This is a genomic window from Fibrisoma limi BUZ 3 (assembly GCF_000296815.2).
GTDB lineage: Bacteria > Bacteroidota > Bacteroidia > Cytophagales > Spirosomataceae > Fibrisoma > Fibrisoma limi.
Genome location: NZ_CAIT01000004.1, coordinates 1,035,592 through 1,055,583, shown reverse-complemented (window position 1 = coordinate 1,055,583; position 19,992 = coordinate 1,035,592). Strand labels below are relative to the sequence as shown.

Genomic DNA, 19,992 nt, shown 5'->3' with positions numbered 1-19,992 from the left:
GTATATGAGCCCCGCCCATGCTACGCAGCGGCCGTCAGTTCGAGCGTTGTTCCCTGCCCCGGTGCTGAACGGACCGTGAGTGTACCGCCGATCGCTCGGGCGCGTTCCTGCATACTCTGCTGACCGGTACGCGTCGACAACTGAGCCGGGTCAAAGCCCTGGCCGTTGTCCTCAATCAGGACCCGTAGCTGACCCTGATCGTAGGTAAACCCAACCGTAGCGGCTGTCGCCTGCGAGTACTTGATCAGGTTGTTGATGGCTTCCTTGCCGATGAGGTAGAGGTTGCGCCGTACTTCCATCGAGATGGGCAGACCTTCCAGCATTGGGTCAATCTCAAAGCTGAAGCGGATGGCTTTCGACTCCATCAGCGGCTGGGCATACTCCTGCAGGCGCAGGGCGATGCGCTGCAGTGAATCGTTGCCGGGGTTGATCGTCCAGATGATCTCATCCATCGCTTCCAGGATCTGACGGGCATCAGTGTAGATCTTCTGCACCATACGGTGGGCCGTTTCAGGTCGGTTCTCAGTCAGGAGCTTGTCTGTCATCCCGCTCAGCAGGGAGATACTACTCAGGGTGCTGCCTACTTCGTCGTGCAGGTCGTGGGCGATCTGCCTGCGCAGGGCCTGCGCTTCCTGTAACCGACGAAGTTTAGAACGGTTGAGTAGCCAGGCGCTTACGGCAGTTCCTAACAGTAGCAGCAAAAGGCCACCAACCAGCAGCGCGTTGGTTCGGAAACTCGCCCTGGCAGCCTCTTTCTGCTTTAACTGGTTTTCCTTTTGCAGAAGTTGAATACGAGCTTCTTTTTTATCGGTCTCGTACCGGGCAATCAGCCGCTGCACTTCAGCATTCGTTCGTACCGTAGTGGCCGAGTCTATCAGCTTGTTTCGTTGAAGCTGGAACGTGTAGGCCTGCTGGTACTTCTGTTGCTCGCCGTAGAGGTCGGCCATTTGTTGTACCAGTTTTTTGCGCTCGTCCTTAAACTCGTTGTCTTCGGCCAGGGTAAGGCCTTTTTTCAGGTACGATTCAGCACTAACGTAGTCTTTTTTGGCTTTATACAAATCGGCGATAGTGCCAAATATCGTGCAGGTTGCCAGCTTGTTCTGTTGCTTTTCGGCGATTTGCAGCGCACGCCGTGCGTAGGCCAGGCCCTCGTCGGGTTTGTTAAGCATTCGTAAGCATACGGCCAGCCCGTCGAGGGCGTCGAACTGAAGTAGTTCAAACTTTATCTGTTCGGCCAATTTGAGCGATTCGCGGAAATGCGGCAGGGCTTGTTGAGGCTGCTTGATATCGGTGTAAAGATCGCCCAATTGATTTTCGAAGATAGCAATTCCGCGCGGATCACCATTTTCGCGAAAGATGACACCAGCCTCTCGGTAATAAGGCATAGCCTGTTGCACTTTGCCCATTTTTACCAGAGCCCCTCCAACAAGGCGATGCGCAACCGGTCCGCGTGGTCGGATATTGTACCGTTCCTGTAACTGAATCGCCTTGAGAGCCGTTTGAAGCACCATTGGGTCATTACCCACTTTGTCGTACCCTGCGGCCAGGTTACTCAATGCACCGTAAACGACCACTGGTGGCAGGTTGTGTTGTTCGGCAACGTCGAGTGTTTTTTTACAATGGACAAGCATCTGTTCATAGTTTGCCGTTAGCAGGCTGATCGTGGCCCGATTTCGGGCAGCTCGCACTACACCAAACCAGTCGCCCATTCGGGTAGCGATGTCGGCCATCTGTCGGCTCATTGAATCGGCCCGCGCATAGTCGGCTTTCTGATAGATCTGGCTGTAAATTACTTTATCCATTACCCGGATATAGGCCGTATCTGCCGGATTGTGCGTCTTTAAATAACGCACCAGCGAGTCGGCAGGCGTAGAAACCTGGGCAACGACCGCTGAGCATAGATATACTGTTAGAAAACCTGTTAGCGGTAAAACATGGCAGTATCTCATGAGATTGACGTTGGCTTTCTGGCAAATTGGTTCTGTTAAATCATTTTGTGGTCAACTGAAGTTTGGTTGCCTGGGTCGCTGCTGATCAATCACCAAAGCCTCCTGCGCGTAGGACAGCGCCTGCTGCGGCCTGCCCCGGTTCTTGAGCGCGTCGGCAACGGCCGTGTACGTATTAGAATACCGTCTCTTCAGTTGATACTGCTCCTGTAGCCGAATGGCCCGCAGTGCCGTTTGCATCATGGGCTCCCACTGCCCCAGTTTTCCCTGCGCCATGGCTACGTTGCCCAGATACGCATAGAGATCCGACCGGGACAGGTTGTACTCTTCAATCACCTGCACGGCCTTCTGAACATTCAGCAGGACCAGTTTAGGTTCGGCAGTAAGATGATAGCGAGTTGACCGGACGTTGTAGGCCCCCGACAGCCCCGGCCACCTGCCAATCGTTCTGTCCAGCGGCTCCGACCGCCCCAGCAGTGAGTCAGCCCGGGCGTAGTCGGCCCGCTCAAACAGCAGCTTACGGGCCGTGCGGTCCAGGGCCCTGACGTAATCTGAGTCGGTTGGCATATGGATGCGGAGGTATTGCTCCAGCGAGTCTAGTGAGTTTGGTACGGCTTGCCCCACCACCGAATAAGCGAAGCCGCCAAGGATGAACAGCAGGATAAAGCGAACGTAGCGGTAGCGCATAGACAACTTACCAGCAAGCAGTTGGGCCTTCAATCTACTTAAGTATTTGTGATTATGCTAATCGGTTTAGCCATCGGTCATGTGAACACGTCTACGTGTGATCGCTGCTCACATCCGGCAGTCAGTTCCTGGCCGACCACATCAATTCATCGGTCGAGTTGGGGTTGTAAGACACGTATTTTGACAACTCACGCACCAGAGGCCGGGCACGTACAGTCATTTTGTTTACATTTGATGTAACCTTAATTCCTCGACCCGTTGAAGCAAGTAAACGACAAGTGGCTGCGCATTTTCTGCATCAGCTTTTTGTTGGGCGTGAGCCTCATCAGCAATCGCTATTTTAAGCAACCGTTCTCCGGCGAAACGGTGCTTCGGCTCCTTATTACCGTATCCTCAATTACGCTGATCTGGCACGCTAACCGCTTTATTGTTTTCTTCTTCCGGCAAAAATTCACTACCCGAGCCCAACTGATCCAGCGGATACTGGCTTCGTTTCTGACCGGTACGCTGGTAACGGCTATCCTGAACTGGGCAACAACCGCTGCCCGTCGACTGCTTGTTGATGATCTACCTACGCAATCAGCATCAATGCGGGCGAGCCTCACCATCAATCACATTGAAATCAGGCTTAGTCTGTTTCAGCTCGATCTGCTTCAGGCGTTGATGAACTTCACTCTTTTTTTCATCCTGTATGAAACGCTATTTCTGATCAATGAATCCAACCTGTATCGAAAGCGGCTCCGGAAGGTGGAAAAAGAGAAAGAGGATTTGCGCGTAGCAAACCTGAACAGCCAGCTCAACGCCCTAAAGCAGCAGGTGAATCCGCATTTTCTGTTCAATAGCCTCAATACGCTGGGTGTATTGATTGACGATGATCCACGGCAGGCCAGCCTATTCCTCGACGAACTCAGTTCGGTGTATCGGTATCTGCTGCGCTCCAACGACGATAACCTTACCAGTCTGGATAAAGAGCTGGAGTTTATTCGGTCGTATTATCACCTGCTCAAAACCCGACACGGCAGAGGGCTGAACCTGACGGTGCAGATCGGGGAATCATACGGCCAGTACCAGATCCCCCCGCTGACCCTCCAGTTGCTCGTCGAGAATGCCGTAAAGCACAATATTGTTCTGCCGGATCGCCCGCTCAACATTGAGATCGCAACGGATTCAGCCGGTTTTCTGACCGTTCGGAACAACCTGCAACGCAAGTCCGTCCGGGTAGCGTCCAACGGTGTAGGACTGAGCAACATTCTGACCCAGTACCGGGTGATGGGCCAGCCGACACCGACCATTCTGGACAACGGCCGCGAGTTTTCCGTTACCTTACCCCTGATCAGGGAGCTGACATCTGTAGCCCTGAACGATTCGGCTACACCGGTATAATTCGCCACAAAACCGCTGTGTTTTGATTGTCAGCTAACCTTTTAATAGCTTAGCGTCTTAAGCCTCTTGCCACCCTATATGCAACGCGTTTTGTTTAACGTTTATCGGATTGTAAAACCGACCGACGAAGAGAAAGCGGCTTTCGAACGCATTCTTCACCCGCGTATCCTTGCCAAAGATGGCCTCTACGTTGGAGAAGGCGACATCTGCTCAACCATTGCATTCATCGAGAAAGGCTGCGGGCGGCTGTATTACGAATTCGACGGCTGGGACGTATCGAAAGAGTTTGTGTTTGAAAACGGCCTGCTGGGGTCGTTTGTCAGTTTTTTCAGCCAGCGCCCTGCCAATGTCAACGTAGCGGCCCTCGAAGAAACCCATATCCTCGAAATGCAGTACGACGACGTGATGCAGCTTTGTGGGACGTACCCGGTCTGGCAGCGTTTTGGGGTTGTTCTCCTGCAGGATCAGCTTACCCGCCTAGAACGCCGGGAAACGTCACTCCTGAAAGATGCGCCGGAGGAGCGCTACCGCCGTCTGCTTACCGAGCATCCGAAGGTGCTCAAACGAATTCCACCGGACCACATTGCCAGTTACCTGGGCATAACGCCCGAGACGCTCAGTTTATACCAGTCCCGGCAGGAACCCTCGGCTCAGCCGTGAGGATGTCTACTTCCATTCCATTTAATTATATATCTTAGTGATTTATTTTCAACCAGGTGCTACCCACGGTGAATCAAATAGCTCGCATTGAAAACGCCGATGGCGATGTGTATGCCATCCTGAGTTACCAGCCCAGCCTGAACTACCTGTTGATGAAGTGGATCGGTTTCTGCACCGACGAGGAGCTTAAACAGGCTACGCTCCATATGCTCAAGTGGCAGCAAACGGAAGGAGATCCATACAACTGCCGTGTTCATGTACACGACACCAAGGAGTTTGACGTAGCGTGGGTCGATACGGTCGACTGGATTGTCAACGATTTTTTCGATAAAGCCTACGATGCGGGGCTGCGGCTCAATATCAGCGTTCTGTCGCCGGATCTGTTTTCCAAACTGTCGTCGGAAGCGCTGTTCCAGCAACTGGGGTCAAAAGTTCCCACCCAACTGTTCGAAACCCTGGAAGCGGCCGAATCCTGGATTCGCAACAACGGTTCGACACTAAACAGCTAGCTGATTCTGAATAATTATACGTTATTGCGGTTACTCTTTCTGGCTATTGCCGTTCCTGACCTACTAACCACCCTGTGATTACCGTACGTCATACCGAATCGATTCGCTTGCCGCTAACGGACGTCTACGGATTGCTGGGCTGTTATCAATACGATGTGCTCTGGCGAACCAATCTGCACGAACTGGTTCAGGATGCTCCGGGACTGGCCCGGTCGGGGATGCAGTTCAGCCAGGTCATTCAATTACTGGGGCAGGCCATGACGCTTATAATCGAAGTAACCGTGGCCGCACCCAACCGGCGAACGGCCTGTGAAAGCGTCGGCGGACCGGTCCGGCTGTGGGAACAGCGTATTTTCGAACGCTCGGAGAAAGGCACGCTGGTTACCTATGAACTAAGCATTGAACTGAAAGGCTGGCAGCGTCTGACAGCCCCCCTGCTGGTGTCGCAGTTGCAGCGGCAGGTCAAAACCGACCTGGAAGCCTTCAAAACCCTGGTCGAAACGACCCCTAATCCACTCGTTGAACTACCCCGGCAACTGGCGGTCCGCGCTTCGCTTACTTCCCCATCCACTTCTTAAACTCAGTAGCCCGTTCGCGGCTGACGAGTACCTCATCATCCGTAGTAGGCCGCAGCGACAGCTTCAGTTTATTGTTAAAATACGGGTGAATCTGCTGTACGCTGTTGATATCGACAATGAACTGGCGGTTGGCCCGGAAAAAATGGCTGGGGTCGAGCATCGATTCCAGCTCATCCAGCGTATAATCCACCGAGAATTTCTGATTCGACCGGGTGCGGAACAGGCTAACGCCCTCTTCTGAATAGAAATAGGCAATGTCAGCTACCTCGACCGGCATCCACTGCGACAGGTGCTTCACCAAAAACCGCTTGCGGTATTCGGCGGGCTGGATCTGCTGTCGGAGCTGCTGCACCAGCGCATCAATGGCCATCCGGCCCTGATCGGGCGTACTGGTCAACTCCACCCCTTCCGAATCAGCCTGGCTCCGTAGCCGACGATGCTTGTCGAGACTCGCTTCGAGTTCCTGCCGCTTAATGGGTTTCAGCAGGTAGTCGATGCTGTTGACTTTGAAGGCCCGCAGCGCGTATTCATCGTACGAAGTCGTGAAAATGACCGGGGCTTTAACGGTCGTCTGCTCAAATATTTCAAAGCTCTGTCCGTCGGCCAGTTCGATATCCATCAGGATCAGGTCCGGCGTTGGGTGGTTCTGCAACCAGTCTACCGATGCCCGAACGCTGGCCGCTGTACCCACGACCTGAACGCTCGTATCCACTTCCAGCAGGAGTTTGGTCAGTTTGCGAACAGCCAGTTCTTCGTCTTCAATCAGGAGTACGTTCATCGTCGGTCTGAGTTAGGTTGGTGTGATGCGCGTGGAAACATGTCTAAAGATACGTATAGAATCCGGCGGAATTCAACGCCGTAGTTGACCAATCCGACAAACAGCCGGTTGAACCGGCGGGAAGTGGTTATGAATTGTATCAGCGCGACGCCGGGCGCAGTAACGGGAGTGTGACGGTGAAGAATTGACTGTCATCCTGTACCACAACGTTGCCCCGGCCCAGTAGTTCGTATTTGGTAGCAATATTGGCCAGCCCTACCTGATTTGATAACACCCGCACCCGCCGACGTTGCAGATTGTTCTTTACCACCAGTTCGCCCGTGGTTTTCGTTTCGATCCGGATGAACAGGGGCTGATCGGGCAGAATTACATTATGCTTCACTACGTTTTCGAGCAGCAATTGAAGCGTCAATGGCGGCAGCAGATACGCATTATACTGAGCATCGACAGCCTGTTCAAGCTGAATATGCTCTCCGTAGCGGGTGCGCAGCAGGTGAAAGTACGAGTTGGCAAACTGCATCTCGGCCGCCAGGGTTGTCAGTTCGGTTTCATTGCTGCGGAGCAGGTACCGGTACACGCTGCTCATCTCCTCAATAAACCGCTCAGCCTGCTCGGTGTCCTCCTCAATCAGCGACGAGAGCGTATTGAGGCTGTTGAACAGAAAATGGGGGTTTACCTGGTTTTTAAGGCCTTCAAACTGACTTTGCAGATTAGCTTTTTTAAGGCGTTCAGTCTCCTGCAGGGTTTCAGTCCATTTTTCAAAAATGTACACACTCTCGTGCACGATGTTAGCCACGACGTTGCCCGCAATACTCACCGTCATGGCCCACCGCAGCCGGGTTGCATCGAAGGTATAGCCCGGAAATCCGATCCAGTCGTACCCGTAGAAAAACAGCAGTACGGTAGCCCACGACATGAGGATGTGCGCACTCAGGGCAAACAGGAGCCGCAGCCACGTATGCCGGATTTCCGGGAAGCGGTTGCGCAGGTAAATGGCCGGTACGGCGTGGAGAAAGTAAATCGGTGTCCAGATGAGCACCGTAACCAGCGTCGACAGCAGAAAAATGTCCAGCCGCTGAATGTACCTGGCTCCAAACAGAAAATAATTCATCAGCCCGTAGTAAACCGGCAGGAGAGACAGCGCAATCCAGGTATCCTGCTTGGTAAATTGGGGCATCTTCATACGTCTGTAAGCAGCGTGGCTGTACTTTTTAACGTTTTGGGTGTGCGATTTCCTTACGACTCGCTATTCAGGCGGCATTGACCAGCGCGTCGGCCTGTTTTTTCGACAACACCGGCAGCCGGACCGTGAAATACCCGTTATCGTCGCTGATTACGAGCCGGGGAAATTCAAGTGCTTTGTACCGGGCAATGAGGTCGGTCAAACCCGTTGGTCGGGTCTGAACCTGTACGCTCTTGCGCTGAATGTTGTTAACCACTTCGACGTGACCGTCGTCGGTTGATTGGATTGTGATGACCAGTGGCTGATCCGGCAGCAGTACGTTATGGCGGAGCGCATTCTCAACCAGCGTCTGAAACGTCAGGGGTGGCAGCATGCTTTCGGTCAGGTCGTTGCTGATGGCCACCTGCCAGCGCAGGGCCGTTCCATAACGGGCTTCGAGCAGGTGCAGGAACGACCGGATAAACGCCGTTTCGGTCTGGATTGACACCAATGGGCGTTGCCCCGCCTGCAGCAGATACCGGTACACACTCGCCATCTCGTCCAGAAACTCCGTCGCCCGTTGTTTGTCCTCACTAATCAGCGCCGACAAGGCCGACAGCGAGTTGAACAGAAAGTGTGGGTTGATCTGGTTTTTCAGGCAATCGTACTGGTTTTGTAGCGTTACTTTCTGCACAATTTCAGCTTCCTGAACGGCATCGCGGTATTTGTTGAGGAAATACAGTGTTTCGTAGACAGCCCCCGTTACAACAACGGCCAGTTGCCCAACCAGCAGATGAACGATAAACTCGCGAGTAGTTAGTGGAGCCGCAGCCCAGGCCGTTTGTGAGGCAACCGCCACGAATAAGGCCTGGGCCAGTCCGGCAATACCTATATATCCCAGAAACGTCAGGGCGATGCGTATTCGGGTTTGTTTGATGTCCGGGTAGCGCTCCCGAATCTTCAGCATCCACTCGACCAGCCGCTCCCATACCAGTTGAACGTACAGAATACCTACCAGCGACCACCCCAGATACCGCCACAGGCTGTCGTACTCCTCCCAGTAGGCTGCGTTAGCTACCAGAAGCAGAACTGGAATAATGATTCGCTGAAGCCATTTGTCGTTTGGGCGTTCCATACTACACCAGTCGTACACTGTATGTACACCAGCAGCTATTAATGTACTACGTTAAGCAATTATTTATGAACGGGCTGCTCCGTTTGCGTTCATAAAATTAAAAAGCAGTAGTTTTTATTCAGCGGTAAACCGGCTGAACCGCCATAAGGCTTGATTGGAGTGTATGTATGCGATGATGAATCTCCGACCATCAATTGGAATAAAACGCCAGCCGTGGATTCAGGCGATAAATGGCTGCGTTGACGGCGGGTTGCTACGAAGGGGCCGGTAGCAACGATAGGGGCATAAGTAAGGGCAACGTTTGACGTTCAAAGTCTACAAAGCCAAACCTTAAACGTCAAACGTTAAATTCTGAACCGGGTACGTTACTCTTCCTGAGCGTCGCTCGTGAACGAATAGAGCGTATTGTCCAGAGACAGCGCGTTGCTGTTGAAATTCCGGATGAAGTTTTCGACCACTTCGTCGGTAATCTCCTCCGTGTTCAGGCACACATCCAGGCTGATGCCGTAGTCGAACTCGGTGTCAATCTCGACGTGTTCCTGCACCTTCACGGTTTCGGTTTCCTCGATCTCTTCGATGATTTCGGTCAGGGCCATTTCGGCTTCCTCTTCATCCTCGGGCGAAATGCGGTAGCCAGGCTGCCGATCTTCGGGCGGTACATATTCAGGAAACGTTTTTTTCACCTGATCGACGGCCATTTCGTACACCATGCTGCTGTGATGAAGCCGGAGAGTATAGATCAGCGCATCATAAATTACTTCCTGTCCTTTGTACTGACCGGGGAACTGAACATGCACACATTCACCGGATTCCAGTACGTCCAGATCGTCATCCTCAACGTAAACGAACGACCTACCAGCCTGGCGGCATTCGTCTTTGAGGGCTTGTATTTCCTGAGGATCATAGCCCTCGTTTTTATACGTAGCCATACGATTACTCGATTTGCAATTAATTTAACTAATAATTCCGTAAAGCTACTGTCTCATGCTCCTCTTAACAAACGTATGTATTAGACTACCTGATTTTTTAATACAGCGATGAGCGAACGGCCTGTCGGCTTATCCATTGCTGCACAACCACTTCTGCCAGATCAACGGCCGTAAGCAGCGGCTGTGTGTCTACCGGCGCGAGCGTATCGCCGGGCTGATGAATGCGTGGCATCTGGCCGGCGTCATCGAGCGCGCACAGGCTCAGTGTCGGGATTCCGGCCCGTACAAACCAGATGCTATCAAAGTCAGCTGTATGCCAGCGTCCTACTTTTGCCCGCTCCCGAAACGGAGCGGATTCGACCTGCACCCGGGCAAGCTGCGTGGCCACACTGTCATAGTTGATAACCTCGACGGTGCCGGTTTGTTCGATCACGGTCAGCGTTCCGGCCCCCAGCGTATCGAAGTTGACGACCATTGTCCGGTCCCGGTTCCAGTCGGTTCGGTGCCGCCGGACGTACTGATGCGCCCCGATCATACCCACTTCCTCAGCGCTGGTCAGCACCACCTCCAGATCAAGCCCGGGCAGATCGGCCAGCCGGAGCCGGTCGGCGGTTGCCAGCGCAGCCGTTACCCCGGTGGCGTTGTCGCTGGCCCCGTTGGTGTACCCATGGAGGTAATACCCAACGGTGCTGAGCAGAGCCTGCCCTGAAAAATAAACGATGCATCCGTAGCGAAGGTACGTCAGCAGGGGCAAGGTGTTTCCCAGGGCTTCGAGCGTTGCGGCTCCGGCTACCAATACCATCAGGCAAAGCGATACGATGAGCGATGCCCGAAAATTATTCACCTGCCGGGCACCGTACAGCAGCGACACCGGAGCCGTATCGTAATGAGCCATCAGGATTACCTTGTGTTGAACCTCGGTCCCGGCCGATGCGGGCCAGTGCCCGATTACGTTGTTGGCAGTATGCTGCACCGGAAACCGGGTAACGGGCGAGTACCGCCAGTTGAAGAACAACCAGGCCAGCCCGACGAACGCCCAGGTGATACCGACACCCAGCCACCGGACAAGCGGACTGCCAGCCGACACCAGCACCAACCCCAGCAGCAGGCCCCCGATGAGCCAGTAGACCACCGTTACGTAGGTCTTCGGTGTTCGGAACGGTTCCGTGCGTACCGTAGCGCCCATGTCGGTCAGGTACGTGCCGATCAGGGCAGCCGCTTCCCGTTCGCAGGGCGTGGCGGCACCACGGTGCGGCAGAGCGGTAAGTTCCTGCAGGAAGGTCAAGACCGAAAATCGCATACGGACAGTGATTTACAGGACCTTATAAAAAGCAAACGTGCCGGGCTTTTCTACCCGGCACGTTTGCTTAACCCAACTTACTTCACAAACAGCATCTCCCGGTATTTCACCAGCGGCCAGTCCTCGTCGTCGATGATCAGTTCGAGTTTATCCACTTCGTAGCGAATTACCTCAAAGAAATCTTTCACCTCGGTTGCGTACATGCGGGCCGTTTCCACCGTATCGCCCAGGTTATTGGCTTTCTTACGAGTTTCGGTCATGGCTTCCACCTTCTGCTTGATCACGATCACGCGGGTCGAAATTTCGCGCAGCAGGTCTTTGATGGGCTCGGCTTCGGCGTTCATGCCCAGATCGACCAGTGCCCGGGCGGTTTCGGCCAGCTTGTTCTGGTATTTCAGCGCCGTCGAAACGACATGGTTCATGGCCAGATCGCCGATCACCCGCGATTCGATCTGTACCTTTTTGATGTATTTCTCCAGCTCGATCTCGTAGCGCGATTCTACCTCGGCATGGCCCATAATCCCGGTTCGCTCAAACAACGCCAGCGATTCCGGCTTGACGTAGACAGCCAGCGCTTCGGGCGACGATTTGATGTTTGATAACCCCCGCCGGGCAGCTTCCTCAACCCACTCCTCAGAGTAGCCGTTGCCTTCGAACAGAATCCGCTTCGATGCGCGGTAATACTGCTTCAGGATGTCGACGATGGCGAGTTCTTTCTTTTCGCCGTTGGCCAACCGAACGTCCAAGTCCTGCTTGAACCTGGTCAACTGGTCGGCTACGATGGCGTTCAGTACGGTCATCGTTGACGCTGAATTGGCACTGCCGCCCACCGCCCGGAATTCAAATTTATTTCCCGTAAAGGCAAACGGCGACGTACGGTTCCGGTCGGTATTGTCGCGCATCAGGGACGGAATCCGGTTCAGTCCCAGCTTGTAATACACATTATCGCCTTTGTTAAGCGAGATTTCGTTTTTGGTTTCGAGGTCTTCGAGCGCCTTGGTCAGCGTTTCACCGAGGAAGACCGATACGATGGCCGGGGGCGCTTCATTGGCACCCAGCCGGTGTTCGTTGCCGGCCGATGCGATGGACGCCCGCAGCAGGTCGGCGTTGTCGTGCACGGCCTTCACAACGTTGGTCAGGAAGGTCAGGAAACGCAGGCTTTCTTTCGGCTTTGTGCTCGGTGCCAGCAGATTAACGCCCGTGTTGGTCCCCATCGACCAGTTGTTGTGCTTGCCGCTGCCGTTGATGCCTGCGAACGGCTTTTCGTGGAAAAGCACCTTGAAGTTGTGCTTCTCGGCCACTTTTTCCATCAGGTCCATCAGCAGAGCGTTGTGGTCGATGGCCAGGTTCACCTCTTCAAACGTAGGGGCTACCTCAAACTGGCCGGGGGCCACCTCGTTGTGGCGGGTGCGTACCGGCATACCGAGTTTCATGGCTTCGAACTCAAAATCGACCATGAAGGCATTGACCCGGGGCGGAATGGAGCCGAAATAGTGGTCTTCGAGCTGCTGCCCCCGGGCGGGCGAATGCCCGAACACCGTCCGACCCGCCAGCACCAGATCCGGCCGGGCGTAGAACAGCGCCCGGTCCACGAGGAAATACTCCTGCTCCGGGCCGAGTGTCGCGGTAACTTTATCGATGTTGCGGTCGAAATACTGCCCCACGGCCGTAGCGGCTTTATCCAGCGCAGCCAGGGATTTCAGCAGGGGCGTTTTGTAGTCCAGCGCTTCGCCAGTGTAAGAAATGAAGACCGACGGAATGCAAAGGGTTTTGCCACCGGCGCCATTGTCCATCAGAAAGGCCGGCGACGACGGGTCCCAGCCGGTATAGCCGCGTGCTTCGAACGTATTGCGCAGGCCCCCGCTCGGAAACGACGAAGCATCCGGCTCCTGCTGCACCAACGCTCCACCCTTGAACTTCTCGATGGCTTTGCCGTCCATGGTGATGTCGAAAAACGCATCGTGCTTTTCGGCTGTTTCGCCGGTCAGCGGCTGGAACCAGTGCGTATAGTGAGTGGCCCCTTTTGAGATAGCCCACGATTTCATGGCCCCGGCCACCTCGTCGGCAATGTCGCGGTCTACCTTGCCGCCGGTTTCGATGGCTTCGGTGATGCGCAGGTACGCTTCCGGCGACAGCAGCGCCCGCATAACTTCTTTATTGAATGTATTGATACCGTAATAATCCCCTACCCGTTCGGCGGGTGGGGCCACGGCAATCGCCTGACGGCTCTGGGCAATTTCCAGCGCCTTAAATCGAAAATTAGACATTCGCGGAAAGGATGGTTTTGGCTACAATACGTCAAACTTAGTCACCTTCGGACTGTTTTTCAACAACGCCGTCAAAAGTAGGCGTCCGACGTATCGAGCAGGCTCTTGTGAACAGGAATTTCCGGCTTATCTTGCCCCGCGACGTTGTCCGATCAGGCCGATCCACACCAAACAAGACGGCCCGCTACAAAATATATACCGTGTTCTGGCCCGGCGACACACAACCAGATAGGGTCTGAACTGGTTGCTACTTACAGACAACCGGTTGCCGATCCAGGACGCTCGGACATCCATTCAAACAGCATGACAAAAGCAATCTACATCGCTTCCGTAGAGCCGTATACCGGCAAATCACTCATCGCCCTGGGTCTGGTCAATATGTTGCTGGGCAAAACCAAGAATGTAGGCTATTTTAAACCCATCATTACCCAGCAGGCACCCGGCCGAAAAGAAATACATATTGAAGCGATTCTGGATTATTTTGCCTTACCCATCAATTATGACGATACGTACGCTTTCAACCGGCAGGAAGTCCTTCAATACATGGAGTCCGAAGGCCGGGGCGACATGCTGAACACCATTATCAGCAAGTACAAGCAGCAGGAAGAACGCTACGATTTTACCGTCATTGAAGGCAGCGATTACCTGGGCGAGGGCATCGCGTTTGAGTTTGAATCAAATGCGTCCATTGCTAAAAACCTGGGCGTGCCGGTACTGATCGTTGTCAGTGGCGAAAATCGTTCAACGGCTCAGGTCATCAGTGCCGCTATGAGCGCCCTTCAGGGATTCGAAACCCGGGAGGTACAGGTACTGGGAATTGTGGCCAATCGGGTCAGAGCTGAACAGGTCGACGATGTCAGAGAGCTGCTGAAGATGCAGTTGCCCGCCGACATCATGATCACCGTTATCCCCTGGGAAAAAGGGTTGCAAAGCCCGACCATGAAAGAGATCAAAGACGGGCTTGACGCTACGTTGCTGTTTGGGGAAGAGCTGCTTACCAATCAGGTCGACAATTTTGTGACGGGCGCTATGATGCTGCCCAACTTCCTGAACTACATCAAGGAAAACGTCCTGATTGTAACGCCCGGCGACCGGGGGGACATCATCATTGGAGCCATCCAGGCGAATTTGTCGGCCAATTACCCAAAAGTTGCGGGTATTGTGCTGACGGCCGGAACCGTACCAGATGAACCCATCACCCGCATGATTGAGGGGTTGCAAACAGTCATTCCCATCCTGAGCGTGCAGAAAGGTACGTTTGAAACAACAACCACCATCGGGGCCATCCACTCCCGCATCACGGCCGACAACCGAAAGAAGATCGAACTGGCCATCAACGTATTCGAAAAGTACGTAGATACAAAGGCGCTGGATGATAAGATCGTTACGTTCCAGCCGGAGGGCATCACGCCCCACATGTTTCAATACCAGTTGCTTAAAACGGCTAAAAGCCAGAAGAAGCACATTGTCCTGCCCGAGGGCAACGATGACCGGATTCTGAGAGCAGCCGCCCGGTTGATCAGTCAGGACGTAGTAAACCTGACCATTCTGGGCGACCCGGCCGAAGTGATGACGTCGATCCGGCGGTTAGGGCTGAATCTGGATACCAATTCCGTCAGCATCATCGATCCGGCTAACTCGGAAAACTACGAATCCTACGCCGAAACGCTGTATGAACTGCGTAAAGCCAAAAATGTAACGCTGGATATGGCCCGGGATATGATGCTGGACGTATCGTATTTCGGCACGATGATGGTCTACAAAGGCCACGCCGACGGCATGGTATCGGGGGCAATTCACACGACCCAGCACACGATTCGTCCGGCGCTTCAGTTCATCAAAACCAAACCGGGCGTTTCGCTGGTGTCGTCGGTGTTCTTCATGTGCCTGCCGGAGCGCGTCTCCGTGTTTGGCGACTGCGCCGTGAACCCCAACCCGACCGCTCCGCAACTGGCCGAAATCGCGATTTCATCGGCCGAAAGCAGCGCCCGCTTCGGTATCGAACCTCGTATCGCCATGCTGTCGTACTCATCCGGTACGTCGGGAGAGGGTGAGGATGTCGAAAAAGTCCGGCAGGCGACGGAGCTGGTACGTCAGAAACGGCCCGATCTGAAAATTGAAGGCCCGATCCAGTACGATGCGGCCGTTGACCCCTCGGTGGGTAGCCAGAAACTTCCGAACTCCGAGGTGGCGGGCCGGGCCAGTGTGCTGATTTTTCCGGATCTGAACACGGGAAACAATACCTACAAAGCCGTACAGCGCGAAACCGGGGCACTGGCCATCGGCCCAATGCTACAGGGCCTCAACAAACCTATCAACGACCTGAGCCGGGGCTGTACCGTCGATGACATTTTCAATACGGTGGTCATCACGGCCATCCAGTGCCAGGATGAGGCACCGTAACGTTGACCGGATTGACTTACTTTTGCGGCATGCACATTCTTGTTATAAACTCCGGGAGTAGTTCGTTAAAATACCAGCTCTTCGCGATGCCCTCCGACCAGCCCCTGTGCGTAGGACAGGTCGAGCGGATTGGACTGGACGGTTCGTTCGTTCGTCATCAGGTTACGGGTGCCGACCGCCTTGAACGTACTGAGCCCATCGCCGATCATGCGGTTGGCCTTCAACGGGTGCTGGAACTGCTCTCCGATCCGGTGTCGGGCGTCATCAGTTCGCCCGATGTAATCGAAGCCATCGGCCACCGGGTTGTGCACGGCGGAGAAAGCTTCGCGAGTGCCACCCGCATTACGCCCGCGGTCAAAGAAACCATCAAAGCGCTTTTTCCACTCGCCCCACTCCACAACCCCATCAATTATCTGTGCATTGAGATTGCAGAAACGACATTCCCCAGGGCTACTCAGATCGCGGTTTTTGATACGGCGTTCCACCAGACCATGCCCGAGTACGCTTTTCGCTACGCCATACCGGAGGCCCTATACCGCCAGGAAGGCATCCGGGTGTACGGCTTCCACGGTACCAGCCATCGGTACGTAAGCAAGAAGGCCGCAGCCTGGTTAAACAAGCCGGATGCGAAACTCATCAGCATTCACCTGGGCAACGGCAGCAGCATCACCGCCGTCCGGGCCGGGCAGTCCGTCGATACGAGCATGGGGTTCAGTCCGCTTGCCGGGCTGGTGATGGGCACACGATCGGGCGATATTGACCCGGCGGTTATTTTCCATCTGATCAGCCGAGGCTACAGTCCGGACGATGTCAATCGGCTGCTGAACAAGCAATCGGGCATGCAGGGGCTGACGGGGTTCAGCGATATGCGCGACATCCGGAAAGCCATGGAAGCGGGTGATCAGGCAGCCACACTGGCTTATGAACTCTACGCCTACCGGGTGCGAAAGTATATTGGTGCCTACGCGGCCATCCTGAATGGCCTGGATGCACTCATTTTTACGGCCGGTATTGGGGAGAACGATGCCACAATGCGCGCCATGATCTGTAACGAGCTTGCTTTTCTGAACATCTACCTCGATCCCGACAAAAACACTACGTCTTCCCGCCAAATCCGGGACATCAGCGCAACCGATTCGCCGGTTAAGATTCTGGTTGTTCCCACCAATGAAGAGCTTGAAATTGCGCAGCAGAGCTACGAATTGTTGCAGTCAACCTGAGGAAACACAGCATCGGCGGCCAACCGGAAGCGGCTATTAGCAGTTATATGCAGAATCCCGGTTGTATTTCAATGGCCAAGCCCAGCGACAAAGCCTCCCATTTGCCCCGACTTCGTCCGAAGGAGAAGCAGGGGGACCGGCGTACCACCTGGACCGAACTACTCAACGACCTTGTCTTTACGGTAATTATCGGGCAACTGGCCCAGCGGCTTCAAAAAGACATGACCGGGTCGGCGTTCGGCCAGTTTCTGTTGCTGTACGTACCCATCTGGTGGCTTTGGAACGGAGAAACGCATTACTCAACCCGATTCGACAACGAGCGCGATGTCATTCACCGACTCCTGGTGAGTCTGCAACTGGTAGGCTTGATCGTATTGGCCGCGTCAATCCCCAACGCGCTGGAATCCGGCTCCAAAACCTATGCCCTAACCTACGCGACCGTACGAATAATTCTGTTGATTGAGTATGCCCGCGCCTGGTATTACGTACCCGAGGCCCGCCCTTACATCCGGCATATCGCCACCGGGTTCGGCATTTCGGTATTGCTCTGGATTGGGTCGGTGTTTGTGTCAATTCCCTACCGCTACGTCCTGTGGGGCATCGGACTGCTGATAGAATTAACCACTCCGCTCACGCCCACCGGCGGTCAACTGCATCGCCAGTTCCCACCCGACGTGCGCCATTTACCCGAACGCTACGGTCTGTTTACGCTGCTCGTACTGGGCCAATCGGTGACGGGCACTACGCAGGGACTCATCAGCAGCGGACTGGCATTCATTCCGCTGCTGACAGCCGTGCTGGGTGGTATCGTCATTATTGGGCTTTGGTGGGCGTATTTCGACCGCCTGGACGACGATGCCGTGCGGCAGGTGAGCGAAGGCGGTACGGCCCGGCTCTATGCCGCCTGGCTGTATCTGCACCTCCCGCTGACGGTTGCCCTGACACTGATTGGCGTAGGGCTATCGTACGTCATTCAGGCGTCGGCGCAGGCTGATCTGACGGCAAGTGCCCGCTGGCTTCTGGTCGGCTCAGTGACCGCTTACCTGCTGACGGAGGCCGGTATCAGTCTGACGACACTGAAAGCGGGACCACCGCACGCCAGTTTTATTCGGGGCATGAGCGTGCGGGGCGGGGTAGCGATCATACTCCTGGTTGTAGGGCTGTTCTGGCCGTTCAACGCCGTCTGGCTCATGGGCTTCACCGCGACCCTCATCGTCGGACTAATCCTCAGCGATTATTTCGCGCCGGAACCGCCCGGCAGTGAAGAGCGTATCAATCAGGAAGCGGATACCGGTGGGGTCGAAAGCGATGCAGAGCGGTAAAGTGGGGTTGTGGTTATTGGTTTGTAGTTTGTGGTTCGTAGTTGCACTCCGGACGTAACCTACACCGGTTCTACAAACTCGGAACCACGAACTACAAACCACAAACTTAATTTGCTGCGAATTCAGAATCTTTCGTGCCTTCGTTAAATTTTACCTTATCGACGGTCATCTGGCGCTGCTGCCCACCGCCCAATTGTGCGATCACGGTCGGGTATTTCAGCCCTTTGAAATCTTTGTAATCACTGTAGGTAGTGGTCTGTTCTACCTCGTTGCCACCCCGTCCCATTCGCTGTTTTGAGATGGTCTGGACTTTCAGGCCAGAATCTGCGTCATAGAAATCCGTCCAGGAAACACTACCATCCGATGATGTATGTACGACCTTGTAGGCGTCTTTCCCGTTGACCTTTTCTGTACCGGCTACCGTACTCTTGATGCCGGCTTCGGCGGCCCGGACTTCGGGAAACAACATGCTTTGCAAGATCATGGGTTGTGCCTCGGCCCCTTCGATGGTCCGGTTGCCCTGCATGCCGCCCATAGACACCTTCGAGCCATCGCTGGTCATCTTCATGACCTCCATACCGTTGGCATTCACCACCATAGCGAACTTATTGGGCGCTTTCGACTTCCGTGTAATCATGATCGGGTTGCCGTTAAAATCCGACGACATATCGACCCGCAGATCGGTTATGCCTTTCACCAGATCCTTGCCACCGATGGCCGCCAGGTACTTGTCCATTACGGCCTCGGCGGTTGGCGTAGTCTGGGCCATGGCAGACCCCGCCATGGTGAGCAGCAGGCAAAAAGTTGACGCTAGTTTTCTCATACTATGTGTTGGTTAAACGATGTTGCTGACCGTACGAACCTGCCCTTGACACGTGCCGCTACTGATCCGGACACCTTCATCAAGCAGGGCTTTACCTGCCTGGACAAGTAATTTTTGTTCAATCTATCACTATTTGCATTATATCACCAAAAAATTGACTATCGTATTAGGGGATTTTCGGGGGCAAACTTGTCTTACCGATGATAGCCCCTTACCCGAATGTCTGCCAACACGTTTCCTTTTCGTCCGCCCGGGCCGGGTACACCAGTATCCAATCCATCAGCCGAGTCGTCGGCCACGGCTACGTATGACCATGAGCTGTTCATTCGAAAAGCGTTCGAACAGGACGCCCGGCAGGGTTGTGAACAATTGTTTCGGCTCTATTTTGCCCCGCTTTGCAGCCACGCCGTCCGGTTCGTTTATAACCGGCAGGTAGCGGAAGACCTGGTAGCCGATCTGTTTTACCATTTTTACGCTGACCGACAGTACGAGCGCGTAACGGGCTCGTACCGGGCGTATCTGTACCAGGCCGTCCGCAACCGGGCGTTCAACTTCATTCGCTGGGAACTGGGTCGGCAGGGTACCGACGAGCCCGACGTAAACGAACCCGACCAGGAATCTGGGCAGCCCGACCAGCTTCTCCTGCAGGATGAACTGTACCAGACCCTCGAACGGGCGGTTCAGGAACTATCCCCGCAGCGGCAACGCATCTTTATCATGAGTCGGTTCGATGGAAAATCGTATAAGGAAATCGCCGGCGAACTGGCCTTGTCCCCCAAAACGGTCGAGAACCACCTGCTACGTGCCTTGTCGTCCGTCCGGGCCGCGCTGCGTCGCAGTAACCTGCTGGGTCTGATCGTGATTTTACTGGCTGCACTGCGCTAACTCTC

General features: G+C 54.5%; 17 protein-coding genes. 8 read left to right on the top strand and 9 right to left on the bottom strand.

Annotation, left to right across the window (positions count from 1 at the left end; translation table 11 throughout):
- Positions 1-20: 20 nt before the first annotated feature.
- On the bottom strand, positions 21-1,853 hold the full coding sequence (locus BN8_RS04700) for a tetratricopeptide repeat-containing sensor histidine kinase (RefSeq protein WP_229367698.1): 1,833 nt from the start codon (positions 1,851-1,853) through the stop codon (positions 21-23).
- A 147-nt stretch (positions 1,854-2,000) separates the two neighbouring features.
- Positions 2,001-2,633: a hypothetical protein gene (locus BN8_RS04695; protein ID WP_009280662.1), complete on the bottom strand. Its 633-nt coding sequence runs from the start codon at positions 2,631-2,633 to the stop codon at positions 2,001-2,003.
- A 258-nt stretch (positions 2,634-2,891) separates the two neighbouring features.
- Between BN8_RS04695 and BN8_RS04690 the strand changes: the two genes are divergently transcribed.
- The 4 genes from BN8_RS04690 (at position 2,892) to BN8_RS04675 (ending at position 5,763) form a co-directional block, all read left to right on the top strand.
- On the top strand, positions 2,892-4,016 hold the full coding sequence (locus BN8_RS04690) for a sensor histidine kinase (protein ID WP_229367695.1): 1,125 nt from the start codon (positions 2,892-2,894) through the stop codon (positions 4,014-4,016).
- Positions 4,017-4,094: 78 nt separating this feature from the next.
- Positions 4,095-4,676, top strand: a complete 582-nt coding sequence (locus BN8_RS04685) for a Crp/Fnr family transcriptional regulator (RefSeq protein ID WP_009280660.1) — start codon at positions 4,095-4,097, stop codon at positions 4,674-4,676.
- Between the two features lie 68 nt (positions 4,677-4,744).
- Positions 4,745-5,185 carry a hypothetical protein gene (locus BN8_RS04680; RefSeq protein ID WP_009280659.1) on the top strand — a complete coding sequence of 147 codons (441 nt, stop codon included), beginning with the start codon at positions 4,745-4,747 and terminating at the stop codon, positions 5,183-5,185.
- Positions 5,186-5,259: 74 nt separating this feature from the next.
- The gene (locus tag BN8_RS04675) at positions 5,260-5,763 is read left to right on the top strand and encodes an SRPBCC family protein (RefSeq protein WP_009280658.1); all 504 of its coding nucleotides are present in this window, start codon (positions 5,260-5,262) and stop codon (positions 5,761-5,763) included.
- On the opposite strand, the gene BN8_RS04670 is transcribed toward BN8_RS04675, so the two are convergent.
- The 6 genes from BN8_RS04670 to BN8_RS04645 form a co-directional block, all read right to left on the bottom strand.
- Positions 5,741-6,541 carry a LytR/AlgR family response regulator transcription factor gene (locus tag BN8_RS04670; RefSeq protein WP_009280657.1) on the bottom strand — a complete coding sequence of 267 codons (801 nt, stop codon included), beginning with the start codon at positions 6,539-6,541 and terminating at the stop codon, positions 5,741-5,743. The genes BN8_RS04675 and BN8_RS04670 overlap by 23 nt on opposite strands.
- A gap of 139 nt (positions 6,542-6,680) precedes the next feature.
- Complete coding sequence (locus BN8_RS04665) at positions 6,681-7,724, bottom strand: sensor histidine kinase (RefSeq protein WP_009280656.1); 1,044 nt, start codon at positions 7,722-7,724, stop codon at positions 6,681-6,683.
- Positions 7,725-7,791: 67 nt separating this feature from the next.
- A complete protein-coding gene (locus BN8_RS04660; RefSeq protein ID WP_009280655.1) occupies positions 7,792-8,838 on the bottom strand; it encodes a sensor histidine kinase in 1,047 nt (348 codons plus the stop codon).
- A 365-nt stretch (positions 8,839-9,203) separates the two neighbouring features.
- Positions 9,204-9,767, bottom strand: a complete 564-nt coding sequence (locus BN8_RS04655; RefSeq protein WP_009280654.1) for a hypothetical protein — start codon at positions 9,765-9,767, stop codon at positions 9,204-9,206.
- Between the two features lie 97 nt (positions 9,768-9,864).
- The gene (locus tag BN8_RS04650) at positions 9,865-11,067 is read right to left on the bottom strand and encodes a M28 family peptidase (RefSeq protein ID WP_009280653.1); all 1,203 of its coding nucleotides are present in this window, start codon (positions 11,065-11,067) and stop codon (positions 9,865-9,867) included.
- 77 nt (positions 11,068-11,144) lie between these two features.
- On the bottom strand, positions 11,145-13,334 hold the full coding sequence (locus tag BN8_RS04645; RefSeq protein WP_009280652.1) for a glutamine synthetase III family protein: 2,190 nt from the start codon (positions 13,332-13,334) through the stop codon (positions 11,145-11,147).
- A 303-nt stretch (positions 13,335-13,637) separates the two neighbouring features.
- On the opposite strand from BN8_RS04645, the gene pta reads away from it, so the two are divergent.
- From pta to BN8_RS04630, 3 genes are all read left to right on the top strand, one after another.
- Entirely contained in the window at positions 13,638-15,737 is a 2,100-nt protein-coding gene (pta, locus tag BN8_RS04640) for a phosphate acetyltransferase (RefSeq protein WP_009280650.1), read from the top strand.
- A 29-nt stretch (positions 15,738-15,766) separates the two neighbouring features.
- Positions 15,767-16,957, top strand: a complete 1,191-nt coding sequence (locus BN8_RS04635) for an acetate/propionate family kinase (RefSeq protein WP_009280649.1) — start codon at positions 15,767-15,769, stop codon at positions 16,955-16,957.
- Between the two features lie 71 nt (positions 16,958-17,028).
- Positions 17,029-18,279: a low temperature requirement protein A gene (locus BN8_RS04630; RefSeq protein ID WP_144051565.1), complete on the top strand. Its 1,251-nt coding sequence runs from the start codon at positions 17,029-17,031 to the stop codon at positions 18,277-18,279.
- Between the two features lie 106 nt (positions 18,280-18,385).
- On the opposite strand, the gene BN8_RS04625 is transcribed toward BN8_RS04630, so the two are convergent.
- Positions 18,386-19,102 (bottom strand): hypothetical protein, encoded by a 717-nt coding sequence (locus BN8_RS04625; RefSeq protein WP_009280647.1) that lies wholly within the window; start codon positions 19,100-19,102, stop codon positions 18,386-18,388.
- Between the two features lie 219 nt (positions 19,103-19,321).
- Here BN8_RS04625 and BN8_RS04620 point away from each other — a divergent pair, with 219 nt between their 5' ends.
- A complete protein-coding gene (locus BN8_RS04620) occupies positions 19,322-19,987 on the top strand; it encodes an RNA polymerase sigma-70 factor (RefSeq protein WP_009280646.1) in 666 nt (221 codons plus the stop codon).
- Positions 19,988-19,992 lie beyond the last annotated feature (5 nt).